Raw genomic sequence first — 21750 nt, forward strand, 5'->3', positions numbered from 1 at the left:
TTTAAAGAAATGATAAAACAGATCACATCCGCCCAAAATCCTTATATAAAATCATTGATTTTACTTCAAGAAAAAGCCAAAGAACGAAAAAAAACAGGTACTTTTTTGATTGAAGGAGTTCGAGAAATAGAACTAGCTACAAAAGGTGGATACACCATAGAAACTATATTATTTCTCTCTGAAATTATATCTGAAAGTCAAATAAACAAATTGGTGCGTAATGATATTTCTTTAATCGAAATATCCAAAGAAGTTTATCAGAAATTAGCTTATCGCGATACTACTGAAGGAATTTTAGCGGTTGCCAAAACCAAATCATTCTCATTATCCGATTTAAAACTTCCAAAAAACCCTTTAGTATTAGTTGCAGAAGCACCCGAAAAACCAGGAAATATTGGAGCAATGCTTCGCACTGCCGATGCAGCAAATCTTGACGCAGTCATCATCGCCAACCCTAAAAGTGATATTTACAGTCCAAATATTGTACGTTCTAGTGTAGGTTGCTTGTTTACCAATCAAATTGCCACTGGCACAACAAGCGAAATCATTTCTTTTTTAAATGAAAAAAATATTCATTTTTATGCCGCAACCCTTCAAAATTCGACTTCTTATCACGAGCAAGATTATACAAAACCAACCGCTTTAGTAGTAGGCACAGAAGCTACTGGTTTATCAGAAGAGTGGCGAAATGCTGCCACACAAAACATAATTATCCCAATGCAAGGCGCTATCGATTCTATGAATGTATCCGTAGCCGCCGCAATTCTTATATTTGAAGCTAAAAGACAACGCAATTTTAAATAACATCCCACATGAAAAAAATATTCTTTATCGCATTCCTACTTGTAAGTCTGACATCATTTGCACAACTCACATCCGAGCAGATAGATGAATTGGCTAACAAAACACTCAAAACATTTAACGTTCCTGGCATTGCTGTTGCCGTGATAAAAGATGGCAAAGTAGTCCATTCCAAAGGATATGGGGTGCGTTCGTTAAAAACCAACGAACCCGTAGATGAAAACACCTTGTTCGGAATTGCTTCTAATAGTAAAGCGTTTACCACAACTGCATTAGGTATATTAATTGATGAAGGAAAACTAAAATGGGACGATAAAGTGACCAAATACTTACCCAACTTCAAAATGTACGACCCGTATGTAACCAAAGAATTTACCATTCGGGATTTGGTAACGCACCGAAGTGGATTAGGTTTGGGTTCCGGTGATTTAATGCTTTGGCCTGATGGAACCGATTTCACTCCAACTGAATTGGTGAACAATCTTCGTTATTTAAAACCTACCACAAGCTACCGTAACAACTTTGAATACAACAATGTTTTATATGTAACGGCAAGCGAAGTGGTGGCAAAAATCTCAGGAAAGTCATGGGCTAATTTTGTTCAAGAACGCATTATAAATCCGGTAGGAATGCTCAATAGTGTCAGCGATGTCAACACATTGAAAGAAAACGCTAATGTAATTGACCCTCACGTTCCAACAGATGGCAAATTAGTGATCATTCCCCGATACAATAAACATATTTTTGACGGTGCTGCAGGAATATATTCTAGCGTTCACGATATGAGTAAATGGGCATTAGTACAATTAAACAATTCCAAATTAGCCGACGGAAAAAATCTATTATCGGAAGAACAACACAAAGAATTAACGCAACTTCAAACCATTATTCCAGCCAACACAAAAGCACCCTACAATACTCATTTTAGCGGGTACGGTTTGGGCTTCTTTTTAAGTGACATTAAAGGATACAAACAGGTTTCACATACAGGAGGTTTAGAAGGAAATGTAACCCAATTCACTTTAATCCCAGAAATCGGATTGGGGATTATTGTGTTTACCAATCAACAATCAGGTAGTGCGTTTTCGACCATAACCAATACCATAAAAGACAGTTATTTAGGCGTAGCCACCAAAGATTATTTAAAAATTTATAGCGAAAGAGAATCCGAAACCTTCAAAACACACGAAAAAACAATGGCAGAGGCTTTTGCCATTGCTAAAGAAGATTTCAATTTTCCATTCGCGGGGAAATATAAAGACAATTGGTTTGGCGAAATCATCTTGTACAAAAAAGAAGGTAAATACTATTTTGAAGCCAAACGTTCTAAAAACTTAAAAGGACAAATTCTGAGCTATAAAGACAATACTTACATTGTGAAATGGGACAATAGAAGTCTGATTGCAGATGCCTTCATTACCTTCGAAAACAAAGGAAAAAAAGCGACCATGAAGGCCATTTCCGATTATACCGATTTCAGTTATGATTTTCAGGATTTGGAATTTCATAAAATAGTAACCAAAGGAGGCAAAAAATAAGCCTCTTTTTTATTCAATTTCTTTTGATTAATTTCTAAAAAGTCGCTAACTTTAGAAAATCCAAGTGTACATTATGGTCGAAATAGATATCGAAAAAGAAAATAAAGCAATTGCTCAAGAATATAAAGAATTGCTTCGTATAAGTTATCAAACCCTATCAACAGAAGATAAAAAACTTATTCGAAAAGCATTCGACTATGCTGTAGAGGCACATCAAGATCAACGCAGAAAATCAGGCGAAGCCTATATTTTTCACCCTATTGCTGTGGCAAAAATCGTAGCAGGTGAAATTGGTTTAGGCGCCACCGCCATTGCTGCTGCATTGATGCACGATGTAGTAGAAGATACCGACATCACTGTTGAAGACATCGAAAGAGAATTCAATCCTAAAGTAGCACAATTAGTAGCTGGATTAACCAAAATTGCACAGGTTAAAAAAGACATGAACATTTCGATGCAAGCCGAAAACTTCCGTAAAATGTTGTTAACGCTAAACGATGATGTTCGCGTAATTATCATAAAAATTGCCGACAGACTCCATAACATGCAAACAATGGAATCGATGGTTGATTACAAGCAAGTCAAAATCGCTTCCGAAACTTTATACATTTATGCACCTCTTGCCCATCGCTTGGGATTGTATAACATCAAAACAAAACTGGAAGATTTAGGCTTAAAATATACCGAACCTACCGTATACAATGACATTGTAAGTAAAATCAAAGAAACAAAGGAAGAGCAAGATGCCTATATCAAGAATATTTCGGATGTCCTGAAAAAATCGTTAGACGAAGAAGGAGTTGAATACATTATAAAAGGCCGACCGAAATCGATTTATTCCATACGTCGAAAAATGGCCGCACAAAATGTAAGTTTTGATGAAGTCTATGACAAATTTGCCCTTCGAATTGTATACAAATCAAATCAGCATGATGAAAAATTCCTAGCTTGGAAAATATATTCGATTGTTACCGATCATTACCGTCCTTCCCCTAGTCGTTTGCGTGATTGGATCTCTTCGCCTAAATCAACAGGATATGAGGCCCTACACATAACCGTAATGGGACCATTAGGACGTTGGGTAGAAATACAAGTGCGTAGTGAACGTATGGATGAAATTGCCGAAAAAGGCTACGCAGCCCATTATAAATACAAACAAGGTGCCAACGAAGAAAGTGGTTTGGATACTTGGTTGAATTTATTAAAAGAAGCGCTAGAAAACGCCGAAACCAATGCGGTTGATTTTGTAGAAGACTTCAAAATGAATTTGTATGCCAAGGAAATTTATGTTTTCACTCCCAAAGGAGAAATTAAATCCTTGCCAAAAGGAGCGACTTCGCTTGATTTTGCTTTTAGCATTCACTCCGAAATTGGTGTAAAAACAAGAGGTACTCGTGTGAATGGGAAATTAGTTCCTTTAAATTACGAACTTAAAAGTGGTGATCAAATTGAAATTATTACTTCGGTGAATCAAAAGCCCACCGCCAACTGGTTGGATTATGTAACGACTTCTAGAGCTAAAAATAAAATTCGAAACGTACTCAACGAAAATACCAAAAAAATTGCGGAAGATGGTAAAGAAGTATTGGCACGAAAATTAAAACACCTAAAAATTTCTTTCAACGAGCAAACGGTTAACGAATTAGTAGCCTTTTTAAAATTGAAAACAAGTTTGGATTTGTTTTATCGCGTGGGAATTGGCTCTGTAGACAACCAGCAGTTGAAAGATTTTGCAGCACAAAAAAGCAATACTTTCTTTAATTTCTTCAAAAATAAAATTAAAAAGAATCCTTCTGCCAACCCAGATTTGGTTCAAAAAGACGAAATCACTCAAAAATATGATCTTCTGGTTTTTGGAGCCGAACAGGACAAACTCGATTATAAACTTTCGACTTGTTGTAATCCTATTCCTGGTGATTTGGTATTTGGATTTGTCACCATCAATGAAGGTATAAAAGTCCACAAGCGCGACTGTCCTAATGCCATCAGCATGCAATCCAATTATGCGTATCGCATTTTGCAAGCCAAATGGATCGATTCAACCCAACAAGAGTTTAAAGCGACGCTTGACATCACAGGTATGGATAGTTTAGGACTAACCAATGAATTGACTCGGGTTATTTCCAACAACATGCACGTGAACATTCAAAGCATTTCCCTAAGCGGAGAAGCGGGTATTTTTAATGGTAAACTGACCGTTGTGGTTCCGAACAATACCGTGTTGAAAAAACTGATTGAAAATATCAAAAAAATTGATGGTGTGGATAAAATTTCGAGATCTTCTTAAAACTGTTAACAATCATTTATAACTTTAAAGCCGTATTGTTTTTAAGATTTAAACAAATGAATTATCTTTGCGCATATGACACAAATTGCCACAGATAATAGTAATAATCAAGAGACTGTAAAAAATGTTTTTACCTTATATCTTGAACAGAAAGGTCACCGAAAAACACCTGAACGTTACGCTATACTTCAAGAAATTTACGAGAGTGAAGAGCATTTTGATATCGAGAACTTGTATATCAAAATGAAAAATAAGAATTATCGCGTTTCTCGAGCTACTTTATACAATACTATTGAATTGCTTTTAGATTGCGGTTTGGTACGCAAGCACCAATTTGGACAGAACCAAGCCCATTACGAAAAATCTTATTTCGACAAGCAGCACGATCATATTATTATGACCGATACGGGCGAAGTCATCGAATTTTGCGATCCCAGAATTCAAACCATAAAACAAACCATGGAAGAAATTTTTGGGATTGATATACAAACCCATTCGCTTTATTTTTACGCTACAAAAAAACAATAAATACAACACAATAAACAACAACACAATGACCGTAGACTTACTACTAGGATTACAATGGGGAGATGAAGGCAAAGGAAAAATTGTCGATGTATTAACCTCAAAATACGACATTATTGCCCGTTTTCAAGGTGGCCCAAATGCTGGACACACTTTAGAGTTTGATGGCATAAAACACGTTTTAAGAACCATTCCCTCTGGAATTTTTCATGAGAATAACATCAATATTATTGGAAATGGTGTCGTAATAGATCCAGTGGTTTTCAAATCGGAAATCGATGGATTGGCAAAATTCAACTTGGATTTAAAGTCAAAACTTATCATTTCTAGAAAAGCACATTTAATTCTTCCTACTCACCGATTATTGGATGCTGCTTCGGAAGCTTCCAAAGGAAAAGCGAAAATTGGTTCGACTTTAAAAGGAATTGGTCCAACGTATATGGACAAAACCGGTCGTAACGGAATTCGTGTAGGGGATATCGAATTAGAAGATTTCAAAGAAAAATACCGCAATTTGGCTAACAAACACGAAGAAATGATCAAATTCTATGACGTTTCAATCCAATACAATTTAGCCGAATTGGAAAAAGAATTTTTCGAAGCTATTGAAGAATTAAAAAAATTAACCTTCATCGATTCGGAAGAATATTTACACCAAGCTCAAAAAGCAGGAAAATCAATCCTTTGTGAAGGCGCACAAGGTTCGTTGTTAGACGTTGATTTCGGAACGTATCCATTTGTAACCTCTTCAAACACTACAGCAGCTGGAGCTTGTACTGGTTTGGGAATTGCGCCCAACAAAATCAAAGATGTGTACGGAATTTTTAAAGCCTATGTGACACGTGTTGGTTCTGGTCCTTTCCCAACGGAAGATTTCGAAGAAGCAGGAACCACAATGGCCAAAGTTGGAAACGAATTTGGCTCGGTTACTGGGCGTCAAAGACGTTGTGGTTGGTTGGATTTAGTAGCACTTAAATATGCAGTTCAAGTCAATGGTGTTACCCAATTAATGATGATGAAAGGCGATGTACTTTCTGGTTTCGAAACCTTAAAAGTATGTACGTCTTACAATTATAAAGGTCAAAACATTTTGCATTTACCTTACAATATCGAACCGGAAAACATTACACCAGTGTACACCGAGTTTAAAGGTTGGAAAGCTGATTTAACAGGCATGAATACCTACGACCAATTACCATCCGAATTGAAAGAATACATCGCTTTTATTGAAAAAGAAGTCGAAGTGCCAATTACTATTGTTTCGGTTGGACCTGATAGAAAGCAAACCATTACCAAATAAATACAGAAACGCTCCACCAAAATGGAGCGTTTCTTCTTTTATATCCCAATAAAATTTATCTTTGTCTTTCTCCAACAGAATTACAAAAAGAATGTCTAGAAGAAATTCAGCTCAATTTCAAATATTTATAAAAAAAGTCCTAAAACGTTTTGAAAAGGTAATTTTCATTTCAAAAGCGTTACTTTCTGAGCGTAATTTCATTTATTTCTCATGTGTCCTTGTAGCCATTTCTTGTGCTTTTGCTGTAATTCTTTTGAAATCTTTCGCGCACAATGTCTTCTTGTTTGCCAATTATATTAATAGTTATTTAAAACTACCCTATTCGAACAGTTTGCTACCTATAGTCGGAATTTTACTCACTGTTTTTGTAATTAAAAATTTCTTGGGAGGCACGATTGAAAAAGGAAGTTCTAAAATTCTACATTCCGTCGCTAAAAAAGGAGGAATCGTTCCCCGAAAACAGATGTACGCACAAATTTTAACCAGTTCTTTAACGGTTGGTCTGGGAGGTTCTGCGGGATTGGAAAGCCCTATTGTAATAACAGGAGCTGCCTTTGGTTCCAATTTTGCTCAAAAGTATAAGCTTTCGAAAAAAGATCGAATTTTACTTTTAGCTTGTGGAATTTCAGCAGGAATAGGTGCTGCGTTTAACGCTCCAATTGCAGGCGTTCTATTTGCAATCGAAGTAGTGCTAACCGATGTGACTATTTCGGCCTTTGTGCCTATTATGATTTCGGCAGCTACAGGAGCTTTGGTTTCACAAATGGTATTGAGTCATGAAATTCTACTAAGTTTTAATCAAGAACAAAATTTTAATTACCAAAACACACCCTACTATATTTTATTGGGGATTTTGGCTGGTTTAGTTTCCATCTACCACGCTCGAACCTTCCGAAAAGTAGAACATTTTTTCAACCATTTCTCACAGCGAAGCTATGCCAAAGCCCTTTTTGGTGCTTCTGTTTTAGCGCTCTTAATTTTCTTATTCCCCACACTATTTGGAGAAGGATATGAAAGTATCAAAACCCTTTCCACTCCACATCCGGAAATTTTATTAGAAAACACGTTATTACACCCCTACAAAAGCAACGAATGGGTCTTATTATTATTTGTTGGACTTATCGTTTTTATAAAATCGATTGCTACAGGAATTACGTTAGGCTCGGGTGGAAACGGAGGGAACTTTGCACCTTCCCTATTTGTAGGTTCTTATTTAGGCTTTTTCGTTTCCAAATCACTTAAAATAGCAGAAATAGCTCCCAATTTACCTATCGCCAATTTTACCATTGTAGGTATGGCGGGTATCTTGAGTGGATTATTTCATGCACCGCTAACAGCTATTTTCTTGATCGGTGAAATTACTGGAGGTTATGAACTTATGGTACCGTTAATGATCGTTTCGTCTATCAGTTATGCCATTTCCAAACGATTTGAAAAGCATTCGATGGATGTTAAAGTCTTAGCCGAAACTGGAGAAGTATATACTAGTGACAAAGATTTGAATATTCTCCAAAGTATTGATGTTTTAAATATTATAGACACCACTTATACTCCCATTGCTGAAGAAGATTCTTTGGAAAATGTAGTAACATTACTTTCTAATAACAAAGAACTTATTTTTCCAGTCATAGATTCAAAAAATAAACTGATTGGAATACTTGAATTTGAAAAATTAAGACCCATCATTTTCAATTCCTTTCAAGTAAAATATACCAAAGTAAAAGAAGTAATTACACTTCCTGAATTTGTTATTGAATTTGATGAAGAAATAGACAGTATCATGCAAAAATTCGATACCAATTCTTTAGCCATTTTACCAGTTACCAAATACGGTAAATTTTATGGTTTTCTTTCAAAATCATCAATTTTGGAAGCGTATCGAACCAAACTTAAAGAAATGGTGATCGAGTAGATTATAAATGTTTCTTAATAAATCCTTTCGTTTTTTTATTTTAACTAATTTTGGCAAAAAATAAACATACCTTGAATACTATATATTTCCGAATTATACTTTTCACGCTGATTTTCAGTCAAAACTCCCTTTGTTCACAGATTACTAGTCCGATGGAAACCAAACCAATACAAGACAGTAAGCAAATCATTATCGAAAATTCCGATTTTATGGACATTTCCGAGACTGAAGTCCCTGGTGCCATCGTGTTAACAGGAAATGTACGTATTATCCATCAAGGGGTACGCATGTCGTGTAACAAAGCCTATCATTTTACCAAATCCAACTTTGTAAAAGCTTTTGGAAGCGTAAATATGGTACAGGGTGATACGTTAACCATGTCAAGTAAGTATGCTGAATATAACGGAAACACTAAATTTGCTTTTGCGACCGGAAATGTAGTCATGCAAGACCCAAAAATGACCGTTACTACCGATACGATTAATTTTGATCGTACGAGTCAACAAGCCTATTACAATACTGGAGGTGTAATTCGCGATGCCGAAAACACTTTAACTAGTAAATCTGGGAAGTATTTTTTAAATGAAAAAAAATTCCAATTTAATACTGCAGTTGTGGTGAATAACCCGACCCATACCATTCGTACCAACCACTTGGATTATTATACCAATTCTGGGCATGCTTATGTCTTTGGACCTTCTACAATCGCATCGGAGAACAATACCATTTATACCACAAAAGGATTTTACGACACTAAAAAAGACGAAGGAAAGCTCCAAAAAGGTTCAAAAATCAAATATAGGGATCGAATCATTGAAGGCGAGGATTTGTATTATGACCGGAAAAACGATTTTGCGCGAGCGAAAAACAACGTAAAAGTAACCGATACCATCAATAAAATGGTCATTCGTGGACATTATGCCGAAGTGTACAAACAAAAAGATTCGATGTTTATTACCAAAAAAGCATTGGTTTCTGGACTTTTTGAAAAAGATTCGGTGTGGTTTCACGCCAAACGCATTGTGGTTACTGGAAAACCTAAAAATCGTATCATTCGCGGATTTAACAATGCTCGTTTCTTCAAAAAAGACATGAGCGGAAAATGTGATTCATTGCATTACAATCAGAAAAAAGGTTTGACCCAAATGATTGGAAAACCAATTTTTTGGAATGGAAAAAGACAGTTAACAGGCGATTTGATGCATCTTATTTCGGATACCATAACGCAAAAAGTAGATTCATTAAAAGTCTTAAACAATGCTTTTATTATTTCGAAAGACACTATTGGCGATGGTTACAACCAGGTTAAAGGTGTTAATTTGTACGGAAAATTCAAAGACAACCATTTAAAGGAAGTCGATGTGGTTAAAAACACAGAAGTCATCTATTACATGCGTAACGATAAGCAAGAGCTTATTGGGATTAACAAAAATGTTAGTAGTCGAATTAATATGATAATGGCGGAAGGAAATGATATCGAAAGTGTTACTTTTTTCACCAATCCGGAAGGAGAAATTTATCCCGAAGATGAACTGCCTGTCAATGCCAGAAAGCTTCGTGGCTTTATTTGGCGTGGCGATGAACAAATTCTCAAACTAGAAGACATTTTCCCGAAAGAAGAACTCGAACTCGATGAAAAAGCAAAAGCAGAAGTCAAGAAAAAAATGATGGAAGCCGATGTTCCTATGGAACCAAGTAAAGAAACGTTAGAATACGACAAACCCAAGAAAGTAAAAAGTGCTAAGGCAAAAGGCAAAAGCAAGAAATAGTGTTCAGTGTTCTAAATTATCGTCTTAAAAAAACAAAAATAACAAATAAGCGCATTGACAAATGCTAAACGATTTCCTTACCTACCAAGCCCAAACTTCTCCTTACCCTTTAGGAATGGAAGTTTCACATGCAATTGGATCTTATATCTACGACACCAACGGCAAAAAATATTTAGATTTTGTGGCAGGAGTTTCTGCTTGCACGTTGGGACATCAACATCCAAGAGTAAAACAAGCGATAATAAACCAGTTAGACAAATATGCACACGTGATGGTGTATGGCGAATATGCACAAGACCCTTCGGTGGAATTGTGTAAACTTTTAGCCGAAAATATGCCACCACAACTCAACAAAACCTATTTAGTGAATTCGGGTACCGAAGCCACAGAAGGTGCCTTAAAACTGGCTAGAAGAGTGACTGGAAGAAGCCAATTAATTTCCTGTTTCAATGCGTATCACGGGAATACTATGGGTTCTATGAGCGTGATGGGATTTGAAGAACGCAAACAAATCTTCCGACCGTTGATTCCAGATGTGGACTTTATTACCTTCAACAACGAAGACGATTTACAAAAAATAACCAACAAAACTGCCGGAATCATTCTAGAAACCATCCAAGGAGGTGCAGGATTTATTCAACCGCACAATGACTTCTTAAAAAAAGTCCGTCAACGTTGCGACGAAGTCGGCGCGATGATGATTTTAGATGAAATCCAACCTGGATTTGGTCGTACCGGAAAGTTATTTGGTTTTCAAAACTATGATATCGTTCCCGATATTGTAGTGATGGGTAAAGGCATGGGTGGTGGCATGCCGGTGGGTGCTTTTACTGCCAATGCGAACCATATGGATTTATTAAGTCACGATCCGAAATTAGGCCATATCACCACTTTTGGTGGACATCCGGTAATTGCTGCTGCCTGTTTGGCAACGCTACAGGAATTAGTGGAAACCGATTTAATGCCAAAATGCTTGGAAAAAGAACAATTATTTCGTAAATTGTTGGTACATCCGTTAATTAAGGAAATTCGAGGAGAAGGTTTAATGCTGGCGATTATGACAGAAAGTCCTGAAATTACAAATCAAATCATCTTTAAATGCCAAGAAAAAGGACTCATTTTATTTTGGCTACTCTTTGAAGGCTGCGCCATCCGCGTTACGCCACCATTAACCCTTTCTAACGAGGAAATTACCGAAGGTTGTGGCATCATTATTGAAGCTATGAATGAGGTACTTAAGGCGAATTAAAATTGTTAATTAAATTGTTCACAACAATTGATTTTCAAAACGAATAACAACGCCAAGGTTACCTAATTTTATATAGGATAATTCTAAAAACAATGAGTATGCATTTGAGTCACGATGAAGAAGATTACAATTTATCCTTATCGAAATTCGAATCGATGTTAAAAACAAACAAAGTCTTGTTTTTTGACTCGGAGGAATTTGAGGATATCATACTACATTACATGGATATTGGAAAACCAAGCTTAGCCAAAAAGGCCTTGAAACTGGCATTGGAACAACATCCGAAATCAACTGGATTAAAACTCGTTCACATTGAAATGTTGGTGTTTGAAGACAAACTCGACATCGCCGAAAAAATGCTCAACGAACTCTACGCTATCGAACCAACGAACGAAGAAATTTACATTCAAAAAGCCAACATTTATTCCAAAAGAGACAACCACGAGAAAGCCGTCGAGTTTTTAAAAATTGCTTTAAAATATACCGATGACTTTGCCGACGTACACAATCTAATCGGAATGGAATATCTTTTTATGGATGAACTGGAATTGGCTAAAGAAAATTTTATTAAATGTCTAGAAGAGGATCCTGAAGAGCAATCTAGCTTATACAACGTCATTTACTGTTTTGAATTTTTAGAACAATACGAGGATGCTATCGCTTTTTTAACCAAGTACATTGATGAAAACCCTTATAGCGAAATTGCTTGGCACCAATTAGGCCGATTGAATTATTCCATCAAAAAATACGAAGAAGCCTATACCGCTTTTGATTATGCTACTGTTATTGATGATTTTTTTATGGGAGCTTTCATGGAAAAAGCCAAATCTCTGGAGCGTTTAGGACGTTTTGAGGAAGCCATTGAAAATTACAACGAAACCATTCGTCTTGAAGACCCAACTTCCTATGCCTTATTACGTATCGGAAAATGTTATGAAAAACTGGGCAATGAAGTAGATGCTTTAAAATACTACAATCAAACCGTGCACGAAGATCCGTTGCTAGACAAAGGTTGGATTGCTATTACTGATTTGTATTTCAAAAAGAAAAACTATCAAAAAGCACTCTATTTTGTCAACAAAGCATTAGCCATTGACAGCGAGAATAAATTATATTGGAAGCGTTTTGCTACCATCAATCGTGCCTTAAACTTCTACGAAGAAGCCGAAATGGGCTACCGAAAAGCGGTCGAATACGGCGATTATGAATTAGACACTTGGTTGTATTGGGTGGATTTGTTACAGTTTTTAGGCGAGTTTGATGGCGCGGTACAAACGCTTTTACAAGCCAGTGAATACTTCCCAGAAGAGCATGAGGTAGAATACCGCTTGGCAGGATTATATTTCATGCAACAAGATATCGAAAAAGGAACCTTTCATTTAAGCAACGGCTTACGCCAAAGCTATAAAAATAAGAAATTAATCAAAGAGTTGTTTCCTGTAGTTTGGGAACGAAAACTGGTTCAGGAAATTATTGAAAAGTATAAAAAGTAGTCCTACAATGAATAAATTAGGATTATTAGGTAAAAACATTGGCTATTCTTTTTCTCGAAACTACTTTACTCAAAAGTTTACAAAAGAAGGAATAGCCAATACTTTTAGTTATGAAAACTTTGACATTCCGAATATTCAAGAGTTTCCTGAAATCATAAAAAATAATCCAGAATTAATCGGATTGAATGTTACTATTCCTTATAAAGAGGAAATTATCCCTTTTTTAGACGAATTATCAGACAATGCCAAACAAATTGGCGCGGTAAACACCATCAAAATAGTACCCAACGGAACTTTATTTGGCGATAACACCGATTATTTTGGCTTTACCGAATCCCTAAAACCTTTATTGAAATCCCAACACAAAAAAGCATTGATATTAGGAACTGGTGGCGCCGCCAAGGCTATTGCATTTGGCCTACAGCAATTGAAAATTGACTTTACTTTCGTTTCCAGATTTGCGGATGAAAATATACTTGGTTACGAAGATTTAGACGAAAAAACTGGCCAAGAATACCAAATTATTATTAATTGCACCCCGCTGGGAACTTTCCCAAATACGGAAGTTTGTCCAGACATTCCTTATGACTTATTTACCAAAAATCATATTGCTTACGATTTGATTTACAATCCGGAGAAAACCACTTTTTTAAGCAAAGCAGAAGAAAAAGGAGCGTTTATTAAAAACGGACATGAAATGTTGGTACTTCAAGCCGAAAAAGCCTGGGAGATTTGGAACCGCTAGATTATTTGTGTTTCTTCCAATATTTTTGACCATAACTACAAAAAATTTCCTGATGTTCTTTTATAGTTGAAGTAGCCACCAGACAAACATTTCCGTTGTCATCAAGAGTAATTTTAGCATTATTGACAAACGATGATTTACCAAGCCCAGAAGCATCGTTAGCATATTTTGCAAAACAATCGGTTAGCATGCAATCTAAAACTGAACCATCTAAGAGCACCATAAAATACTTATCCTCTCCTTTTACTTCTCTTTTTATAATTTCCGTTGGACTAAGAATTTCCCCTTTAAAAACAGCAATAATTTCGTCTTTATAAATTTTTATAGCCGTAAATAATCCGTTTCCAGAATTTGTAATCTGAGACGGTTGAATGTATAAATAATCATCCTCCAGGGCTTCAATTGTGTTTTTATCTTGGATTGGCATAGTAAACAAAACATCAATGTTACTACAAATTTTATAATAAACCTAAAACTTCATAATAGCCCAGATAAAAGAGGAAATCCTTTTTTATACCTATCGGGTGTAAAAAAGATTGCAACGAATAGCTGGAAAAAGCTCCTAAAAATCACTAAAAAAGGAAGAAATGTCTATTTCAACAATAAAAATGGCATTACAACAGTTTTATCTTTTGAATTTAATTCGATTTTAGTAACTTCGGCAGTTAATAACTGTAAATATCCTGCATTATGCAAGAAGAACAACACGACAACCTGCTACAAGCAGATGGAAATGAAAGCAAAGAATCGCAAACTATTGTAAGTGAAGCGATTGAAACTATTGAAAATCTAAACGCCGAAGTCAGCGAAGACGGAACTATTGAAGAAAGTCACGATATTCCAATGCAAAATTATGAAGCAATGGAAATGGACAAACTGGTCATTGCACTTGAAGAAGTAGTTGCTACTGACAAAGTCATGGCAGTAAGCAAACATGTTGAAGAAATTAAGTCGGCTTTTTTATCCAAATACAACCATTTTATCGAAGAGAAAAAAGAAGAATTTTTACATGATAACCCAAATACTGAAGAAGAATTTGAATATCATTCTCCTTTAAAATCAAAATTCGATTCTTTATATAACAATTACAAGACTAAGAAGAATGCGCATTTTAAATCGTTAGAATCCAATTTAAAAACGAATTTACAAACGCGATTAAACTTGATTGAAGAATTAAAATCATTAATCAATCCGAACGAAAATATTGTTGATTCACTAAAGCAGTTTAACGATTTACGCGAACGTTGGAAAAATGCTGGTCCTATCCCAAAAGATAAATACAATCACGTTTGGAATAACTATCATTTTCACGTCGAGAATTTCTACGATATACTACACTTAGATCGCGAAGCACGTGACCAAGATTTTAAACATAATTTAGAAAAGAAAACCAAAATCATTGAAAGAGCTCAAAGTCTTTTGCAAGAAGCTGATGTTATGAAAGCCTTCAGAGAATTGCAATTGTTACACAAAGTTTGGAAAGAAGAAATTGGTCCCGTTTCTAAAGACAAGCGTGAAGAAATTTGGAATGCGTTTAGCGAAGTAACCAAACAAATGCACGACAAGCGTGAAATGATCTTTGCAGAGCTTCGAGGACGTGAAGTCGAAAACTTAGCAAAGAAAAAAGAAATCATTGCTGCCATCGAGCAAATTGCCACCGAAAAAGTAGAAATTCATTCCGGATGGCAAGGACAAATCAATAAAATTGAAGCCTTACGCAAAGCTTTTTTTGAAGCTGGAAAAGTTCCTACAGAAGTAAATGAAAAAACTTGGGCTGAATTTAAAACGGCTGTACGCAATTTCAATGTCCACAAAAATGCCTTTTACAAAGACATCAAAAAAGACCAACAAAGCAATTTAGATAAGAAAAATGCTTTAGTTGCCAGAGCTAAAGAATTGATGGAAAGTGAAGATTTTGCTACCACTACTCCCATCATGAAAAAGATTCAGGAAGAATGGAAGCAAATTGGCCATGTTCCAAGAAAATTTTCAGATAGTGTTTGGGCAGAATTTAAAGGCGCTTGCAACCATTATTTTGATCGTTTACATGCCGTAAAAAATGAAAACGAAGCGGTAGAAATCGAAGCATTTGAAAAGAAAAAAGAATATCTAGAAACCGTTCGAGCATTCGAATTTTCTGGGAATCATAAAACCGATTTAGATGCGATAAAAGCACATATTGAAACCTGGAAATCATTTGGTAAAGTACCTTTCGCTCGTCGTCATATAGACGGAAAGTTCAATAAAGTGTTAGATGGTTTGTTTGAAAACTTAACTTCTAGCAAGAAAGAAGCCGAAATGATGCGTTTTAATAGTCGTTTGGAACAACTTTCAGGTGAAAATGATGCAAGAAAATTAGATAATGAAAAAGTGTTCTTACAACGTAAAGTGGAAGAAGTACAAAATGAGATTTTTCAGTTAGAAAATAACATTCAGTTTTTTGCCAATGCTAAAAAAGACAATCCACTTGTTGCCGAAGTAAAGAAAAGCATCGAGCGTCACAAGGAAGAATTAGCCACTTGGAAAGCCAAGCTAAAGCAAATTAGAAATATGTAATAAAAAAAAGCCTCAAATTGATTTGAGGCTTTTTTTTATCCGATTATATAAAGACATAAGTTATATTTTAACTATTTATCGTTTTTAGGGACTCTCAACAACAATAACAGTCCAATAACAAAGAAAATACCAAGAAACACTATAGAATTTCGCATAGAACCCGTTACTTGATAAATAATACCGTAAACTGACATTCCAATCACAATACCAACTTTTTCGGTCACATCATAAAAACTAAAATACGAAGCTGTATCTGTTGTTTCAGGCAAAAATTTTGAATAGGTAGAACGGGCTAAGGATTGAATTCCGCCCATTACCAATCCGACAAAACCTGCAACTCCATAAAATTGATTTGGCGTTTCTACAAAATAAGCTACTAAGCAAAGAACTACCCAAAAGGCATTCAAAAAAATCAATGTATTAATATTTCCAAACTTTCCAGATGCTCTAGAAGTTAAAAAAGCACCAATAACCGCAACGATTTGTATCACCAATATACTTATGATTAAACCGGTAGTTTTTTGACTATCAGTTTCCCAATTTATTTCCTCAGCACCAAAATAGGTTGCTACAAGCATTACCGTTTGTACCGCCATAATAAAAACAAAATAGCTTGTCAAATAACGTCTTAAAACAAGGTTTTTTTTGACATCCTTCCAAACTAGTTTCAACTCATCAAACCCATCAAACAATACCGCTCTCGTTACTTTATGTCCTGTTGAAACTCCTTTAGGTAAATAATAGTAGCTAATATGACTAAATCCGATCCACCAAATTCCCACCAATACAAAAGAATAACGCATCATTTCGATTTTATCTTCTAGAGGAGCCTCTTTGGGTACCGACATAACCATCGCTAAATTGATAACTAATAAAATGGTACTACCAATATATCCCATTGAAAATCCACGTGCACTCACTCTGTCCTGTTGTTCTGGAAAAGCGATGTCTGGTAAATAAGAGTTATAGAACACCAAACTTGCCCAAAAACCTACCAATCCAAATAAATAAATCGTATAACTAATAAAAAAATTATCAATAGTAAACCAATAGAGACCGATACAAGATAGCCCTCCCATGTAGCAGAAAAAACGTAAGAACGCTAATTTATTACCCACATAATCGGCTATACCAGATAAGATTGGAGAAATAAACGCTACAATTAAAAAAGCCAATGCTGTAACAAATGTTATCATGGCAGTACCTTTAAAATGATAGCCGTAAACATCTACATAATCTCTGTTTTTTTGAGCAAAAATGGCTTCGTAAAATATTGGAAATATGGCAGAAGCAATCACTAAACTATATACCGAATTAGCCCAATCATAGAAAGCCCAAGCATTTAATAATTTTTTATCTCCTTTTTGTAATGGTTGCATATAGTATCGTTTTAAGCATAAAAAAAGCCCCGATAATCGGGGCTCCTAAAGTAGTATTTTTATTTAAATGTAACACCAAATTTTTTTGCTTCCACTTTAACTTCCGGAATCATTGCTGTTAAATTCTTAATACGTGTTTCATTACTAGGGTGCGTACTCAAAAACTCTGGCGGGGCTTGCCCTCCCGATTTAGCCGACATACGTTCCCAAACATATACTGCATTTTCAGGGGCATAACCTGCAATGGCCATTAATAACAATCCGATTCTATCTGCTTCACTTTCATGACTTCTGCTAAAAGGCAACATCCCTCCTACTTGAGAAGCCAATCCATAATATTGCATAAATTCTTGTTGTTTTTGTGCTTCTTGTCCACTAGTCGCTACCGCCACTGCTACTCCACCCACTTGTTGCAACATTCCCGCACTCATACGTTGTTGACCGTGATTCGCTAAGGCGTGAGCCACTTCATGCCCCATCACCGCTGCCAATCCAGCATCGTCTTTTGTAATGGGTAAAATACCTGTATACACCACAATCTTTCCTCCTGGCATACACCAAGCATTTACTTCTTTGCTATCTACAAGGTTATATTCCCAAGCATAATCTTTTAAATAGGTCGGATTTCCATTAGCAGTTAACCACCTTTCAGCAGCCACTTTTATTTTAGTTCCTATGGTTTCCACTTTTTTAGCATCAGCTGTACCTTTCAAAACTTTATTTTGTGTCAAAAACTGATTGTATTCTTGAAACGCCATTGGAAATATTTGACTGTCCGGAACCAATGCCATTGTTTTTGCTCCTGTAAAAGGATTTGTTGCGCAAGCCGCTATCAACAATAATCCCAATCCTGATAACACTATACCTTTTTTCATTTTTAGTTTGTTTTATACTGTAGTAAAATTAATGCAATTTTTGATAAAACGCTAATCTTACTTCTAAAGTATTTTATGATTAATTTAAGATTCAAAATTCATACCAAAAAATAAAAAGAATTAAATTGCAGTATAATTTAATCAAGCTATTTTGAAGCCAAAAAAGAAACAAGGAATTGAAGTTCCCAAATTTTTAATCTATTCACTTCAGACAATTCAGTTTTTTTCGACTGATTTAGCCACAAAAGTTGGGGCGAAAATTTTCACGACTCCTATAAAACACAAAACACCGAATCGGGAGGTAAAGATGGATACGAATTCCAAACAAGAAAAGATTTTTGTTTCTAAAATCAACAAGAGCGTGGTAGTCTATCATTATGGGAATAGCCCTAAAAAAGTACTTTTAGTTCATGGCTGGTCAGGTAGAGGGACACAATTAGTCAAGTTTGCTGATGAATTAGTGGCCAAAGGATATTCCACTATTAGTTATGATGCTCCTGCCCATGGAAAATCAGGAACTACCACGACACTAATGCCAGAATTTATTGCAACCAATTTAGAATTGGAAAGACTTTATGGCCCTTTTGAATTTGCAATTGGACATTCGCTTGGTGGCATGTCATTATTAAACTCGGTTAAAAGAGGTTTACAACTTAAAAAATTAGTAGTGATTGGAAGTGGTGATAAAATCATTGACATCCTTCATGAATTCGTTAGAAAGCTACAATTAAAACCGATAATAGCGGAAAAAATGAGACTCCTTTTTGAGAAAAATTTTGGAGAACCAATGGAAAATTACGCTGCACATGTAGCTGCTAAAGAAGTGAAAATTCCGACCCTAGTCATACATGATGAGAACGATTACGAAGTACCTATTAGCTGTGGAATTAACATTCACAAGCATTTATCCAATGGAGAAATGTTCGTTACTCAAAAATTAGGTCATCGTAAAATATTAGGAGATGAAAAAGTAATTATTAAAACCCTAACTTTTATCCATGAATAATCTATCTAAATACCTCGTATTATTTTTATTTTTAAGCATTCAATCGTGTATTGGTCAGGAAAAAAGAACATCAAAAAAGAAACCTATGGAATATGAAATTGTAAAAACTGATGCCGAATGGAAAGCCCAATTAGGCGAAGAACGTTATAGAATACTTAGAGAAAAAGGAACCGAATTTGCCCATACTGGTGAGTACAATTTGCATTTTGAAAAAGGAACCTATGCCTGCGGAGCGTGTCAAGAGCCTTTATTTAAAAGTGATGCCAAATTCAAATCAGAATGCGGATGGCCTTCTTTTGATGAAGCGATTCCAGGAAAAGTAGAGTACAAAAAAGATACAACTTACGGAATGCAGCGAACTGAGATTTTATGCGCCAAATGCGGCGGACATTTAGGGCATGTTTTTGATGATGGTCCAACCAAAACGGGTACTCGTTTTTGTGTAAATTCTCTTTCAATCGATTTCAAAAAGTAATATTTTATTGTGGTTCTTATTAAATTTACTTAATTTGCATTGATTAACAATACCTATTTATAGAATGACCAACATTACCCGCTTATTTGATTTCCCTTATTATCAACTAGATAAACAAAATTTACCTGACGCTTTAGTCACTAAGCAAAATGGAGAATGGGTTAAAACCTCTACTCAAGAATACATTGACAAAGCCAATGCCTTATCAAGAGCGCTTATTACTATAGGTGTTGAAAAAAATGATAAAATTGCAATTATTTCTTCCAATAATAGAACTGAATGGAATATTATGGACATCGGAGTGCTTCAAACTGGCGCACAAACTGTTCCTATTTACCCAACGATTTCAGAAGAAGATTATGAATATATTTTAAATCACTCCGAATCAAAATATTGTTTTGTTTCTGATTTAGAAGTTTTAAAGAAACTTAATGCGATCAAGGGAAATGTGCCTTCATTAATTGGAGTTTACACTTTCAACGAAATACCAGGCGAAAAACATTGGTCTGATCTATTAGCGATTGGAAAAGATACTTCTACTCAAAATTATGTGGAAGAAAGAAAAAACAACGTAAAACCAACCGATTTAGCAACGATCATCTACACTTCAGGAACTACTGGTAAACCAAAAGGCGTTATGTTGTCTCACAACAATATTGTTTCTAATGTTTTAGACAGTAACGAAAGAATTCCTTTAGCAGCAGGAAATAACAAAGCAATGAGCTTTTTACCTATTTGCCATATCTTTGAAAGAGTTATTTTATATATCTACCAATACAATTCTATCTCAATCTATTTTGCAGAATCGTTAGATAAAATTTCCGATAACTTTAAAGAGGTTAAACCGGATGTTTTTTCAGTAGTACCAAGGCTTTTAGAAAAGGTATACGACAAAATATATGCCAAGGGTGCCGAATTAACTGGAATTAAAAAGAAACTTTTCTTTTGGGCAATTGATTTAGGATTAAAATTTGAACCTTATGGCCAAAACGGTTGGTGGTACGAATTTCAGCTTAAAATTGCACGCAAGCTCATCTTTAGTAAATGGAAAGAAGGATTGGGAGGAAATATTCAAGTCATGGTTTCGGGAAGTGCTGCATTACAACCTAGATTAACGCGTGTTTTTGCCGCAGCCGGAATGCCTGTTATGGAAGGATACGGATTAACCGAAACTTCTCCTGTTATTTCTGTAAATGATATGCGTAATGGTAACTTCAGGGTTGGGACAGTTGGAAAACTGATTAAAAACGTTGAAGTGAAAATTGCTGAAGATGGAGAAATACTTTGTAAAGGACCTAATGTGATGATGGGTTATTTCAAAGATGAAAAACAAACCGCCGAAGTCATCAAAGAGGGTTATTTTCATACGGGAGATATTGGAGAATTTGACAAGGATGGTTTCCTTCGAATTACCGATCGTAAAAAAGAAATGTTTAAAACCTCTGGTGGAAAATATATTGCACCTCAGCTTTTAGAAAATACCATGAAACAATCTCGTTTTATCGAGCAAATTATGGTTATTGGCGACGGACAAAAAATGCCGGCAGCCTTCATTCAACCTGCTTTCGATTTTGTAAAAGAATGGGCCAAACTACATAACATTACTTTAGGAGAAACCAATGAAGAAATCATCAGTAATCCAAAAGTAATCGATAGAATTCAGGAAGAAGTAAACGAATTGAATAAAAAATTCGGAAATTGGGAGCAAATCAAACGCTTTGAATTGACTCCTGATCTATGGACAATTCCAGCGGGACACCTTACACCAACTTTAAAATTAAAACGTAAAGTAGTCCTTGAAAAATACAAAGGTCTTTACGACAGAATATACAACTAAAAA

17 protein-coding genes are annotated in these 21750 nt (G+C 35.5%); 14 read left to right on the forward strand and 3 right to left on the reverse strand.

What is annotated here, in order from left to right; all coding sequences use genetic code 11:
• Positions 1–12 precede the first annotated feature (12 nt).
• From EQG63_RS07485 to EQG63_RS07530, 10 genes are all read left to right on the forward strand, one after another.
• Positions 13–804, forward strand: a complete 792-nt coding sequence (locus EQG63_RS07485; RefSeq protein WP_129435897.1) for a TrmH family RNA methyltransferase — start codon at positions 13–15, stop codon at positions 802–804.
• A gap of 8 nt (positions 805–812) precedes the next feature.
• On the forward strand, positions 813–2339 hold the full coding sequence (locus EQG63_RS07490; RefSeq protein WP_129435737.1) for a serine hydrolase: 1527 nt from the start codon (positions 813–815) through the stop codon (positions 2337–2339).
• Positions 2340–2412: 73 nt separating this feature from the next.
• Positions 2413–4626 carry a RelA/SpoT family protein gene (locus EQG63_RS07495; protein ID WP_129435738.1) on the forward strand — a complete coding sequence of 738 codons (2214 nt, stop codon included), beginning with the start codon at positions 2413–2415 and terminating at the stop codon, positions 4624–4626.
• Positions 4627–4701: 75 nt separating this feature from the next.
• On the forward strand, positions 4702–5154 hold the full coding sequence (locus EQG63_RS07500; protein WP_129435739.1) for a Fur family transcriptional regulator: 453 nt from the start codon (positions 4702–4704) through the stop codon (positions 5152–5154).
• Between the two features lie 25 nt (positions 5155–5179).
• Positions 5180–6451 carry an adenylosuccinate synthase gene (locus tag EQG63_RS07505; RefSeq protein ID WP_129435740.1) on the forward strand — a complete coding sequence of 424 codons (1272 nt, stop codon included), beginning with the start codon at positions 5180–5182 and terminating at the stop codon, positions 6449–6451.
• A 91-nt stretch (positions 6452–6542) separates the two neighbouring features.
• Entirely contained in the window at positions 6543–8363 is a 1821-nt protein-coding gene (locus EQG63_RS07510; RefSeq protein WP_129435741.1) for a chloride channel protein, read from the forward strand.
• Positions 8364–8515: 152 nt separating this feature from the next.
• Positions 8516–10132: an OstA-like protein gene (locus tag EQG63_RS07515; protein ID WP_164974479.1), complete on the forward strand. Its 1617-nt coding sequence runs from the start codon at positions 8516–8518 to the stop codon at positions 10130–10132.
• A gap of 61 nt (positions 10133–10193) precedes the next feature.
• Entirely contained in the window at positions 10194–11381 is a 1188-nt protein-coding gene (locus EQG63_RS07520; RefSeq protein WP_129435743.1) for an aspartate aminotransferase family protein, read from the forward strand.
• Positions 11382–11479: 98 nt separating this feature from the next.
• Positions 11480–12874, forward strand: a complete 1395-nt coding sequence (locus EQG63_RS07525) for a tetratricopeptide repeat protein (RefSeq protein WP_129435898.1) — start codon at positions 11480–11482, stop codon at positions 12872–12874.
• A 7-nt stretch (positions 12875–12881) separates the two neighbouring features.
• Positions 12882–13619 (forward strand): shikimate dehydrogenase family protein, encoded by a 738-nt coding sequence (locus EQG63_RS07530; RefSeq protein ID WP_129435744.1) that lies wholly within the window; start codon positions 12882–12884, stop codon positions 13617–13619.
• Position 13620: 1 nt separating this feature from the next.
• Here the strand turns inward: EQG63_RS07530 and EQG63_RS07535 are convergent, their stop codons facing one another.
• A complete protein-coding gene (locus EQG63_RS07535) occupies positions 13621–14046 on the reverse strand; it encodes an SET domain-containing protein-lysine N-methyltransferase (RefSeq protein WP_129435745.1) in 426 nt (141 codons plus the stop codon).
• Between the two features lie 263 nt (positions 14047–14309).
• Here EQG63_RS07535 and EQG63_RS07540 point away from each other — a divergent pair, with 263 nt between their 5' ends.
• Positions 14310–16175, forward strand: coding sequence for a DUF349 domain-containing protein (locus tag EQG63_RS07540; RefSeq protein ID WP_129435746.1), 1866 nt, complete (start codon positions 14310–14312; stop codon positions 16173–16175).
• A gap of 71 nt (positions 16176–16246) precedes the next feature.
• Here EQG63_RS07540 and EQG63_RS07545 read toward each other — a convergent pair whose 3' ends face one another.
• Both EQG63_RS07545 and EQG63_RS07550 read right to left on the reverse strand, forming a co-directional pair.
• Positions 16247–17554 (reverse strand): MFS transporter, encoded by a 1308-nt coding sequence (locus tag EQG63_RS07545; RefSeq protein ID WP_129435747.1) that lies wholly within the window; start codon positions 17552–17554, stop codon positions 16247–16249.
• A 59-nt stretch (positions 17555–17613) separates the two neighbouring features.
• Positions 17614–18429, reverse strand: a complete 816-nt coding sequence (locus EQG63_RS07550; protein ID WP_129435748.1) for a M48 family metallopeptidase — start codon at positions 18427–18429, stop codon at positions 17614–17616.
• Between the two features lie 307 nt (positions 18430–18736).
• Here EQG63_RS07550 and EQG63_RS07555 point away from each other — a divergent pair, with 307 nt between their 5' ends.
• From EQG63_RS07555 to EQG63_RS07565, 3 genes are all read left to right on the forward strand, one after another.
• Positions 18737–19435, forward strand: a complete 699-nt coding sequence (locus EQG63_RS07555) for an alpha/beta fold hydrolase (protein ID WP_129435749.1) — start codon at positions 18737–18739, stop codon at positions 19433–19435.
• 85 nt (positions 19436–19520) lie between these two features.
• Complete coding sequence (msrB, locus tag EQG63_RS07560; RefSeq protein WP_129435899.1) at positions 19521–19910, forward strand: peptide-methionine (R)-S-oxide reductase MsrB; 390 nt, start codon at positions 19521–19523, stop codon at positions 19908–19910.
• A 64-nt stretch (positions 19911–19974) separates the two neighbouring features.
• Positions 19975–21747: an AMP-dependent synthetase/ligase gene (locus EQG63_RS07565; protein ID WP_129435750.1), complete on the forward strand. Its 1773-nt coding sequence runs from the start codon at positions 19975–19977 to the stop codon at positions 21745–21747.
• Positions 21748–21750 lie beyond the last annotated feature (3 nt).

Origin of the sequence: Flavobacterium amnicola, from assembly GCF_004122165.1 — a bacterium.
In the GTDB taxonomy this organism is placed as follows: Bacteria; Bacteroidota; Bacteroidia; order Flavobacteriales; family Flavobacteriaceae; genus Flavobacterium; species Flavobacterium amnicola.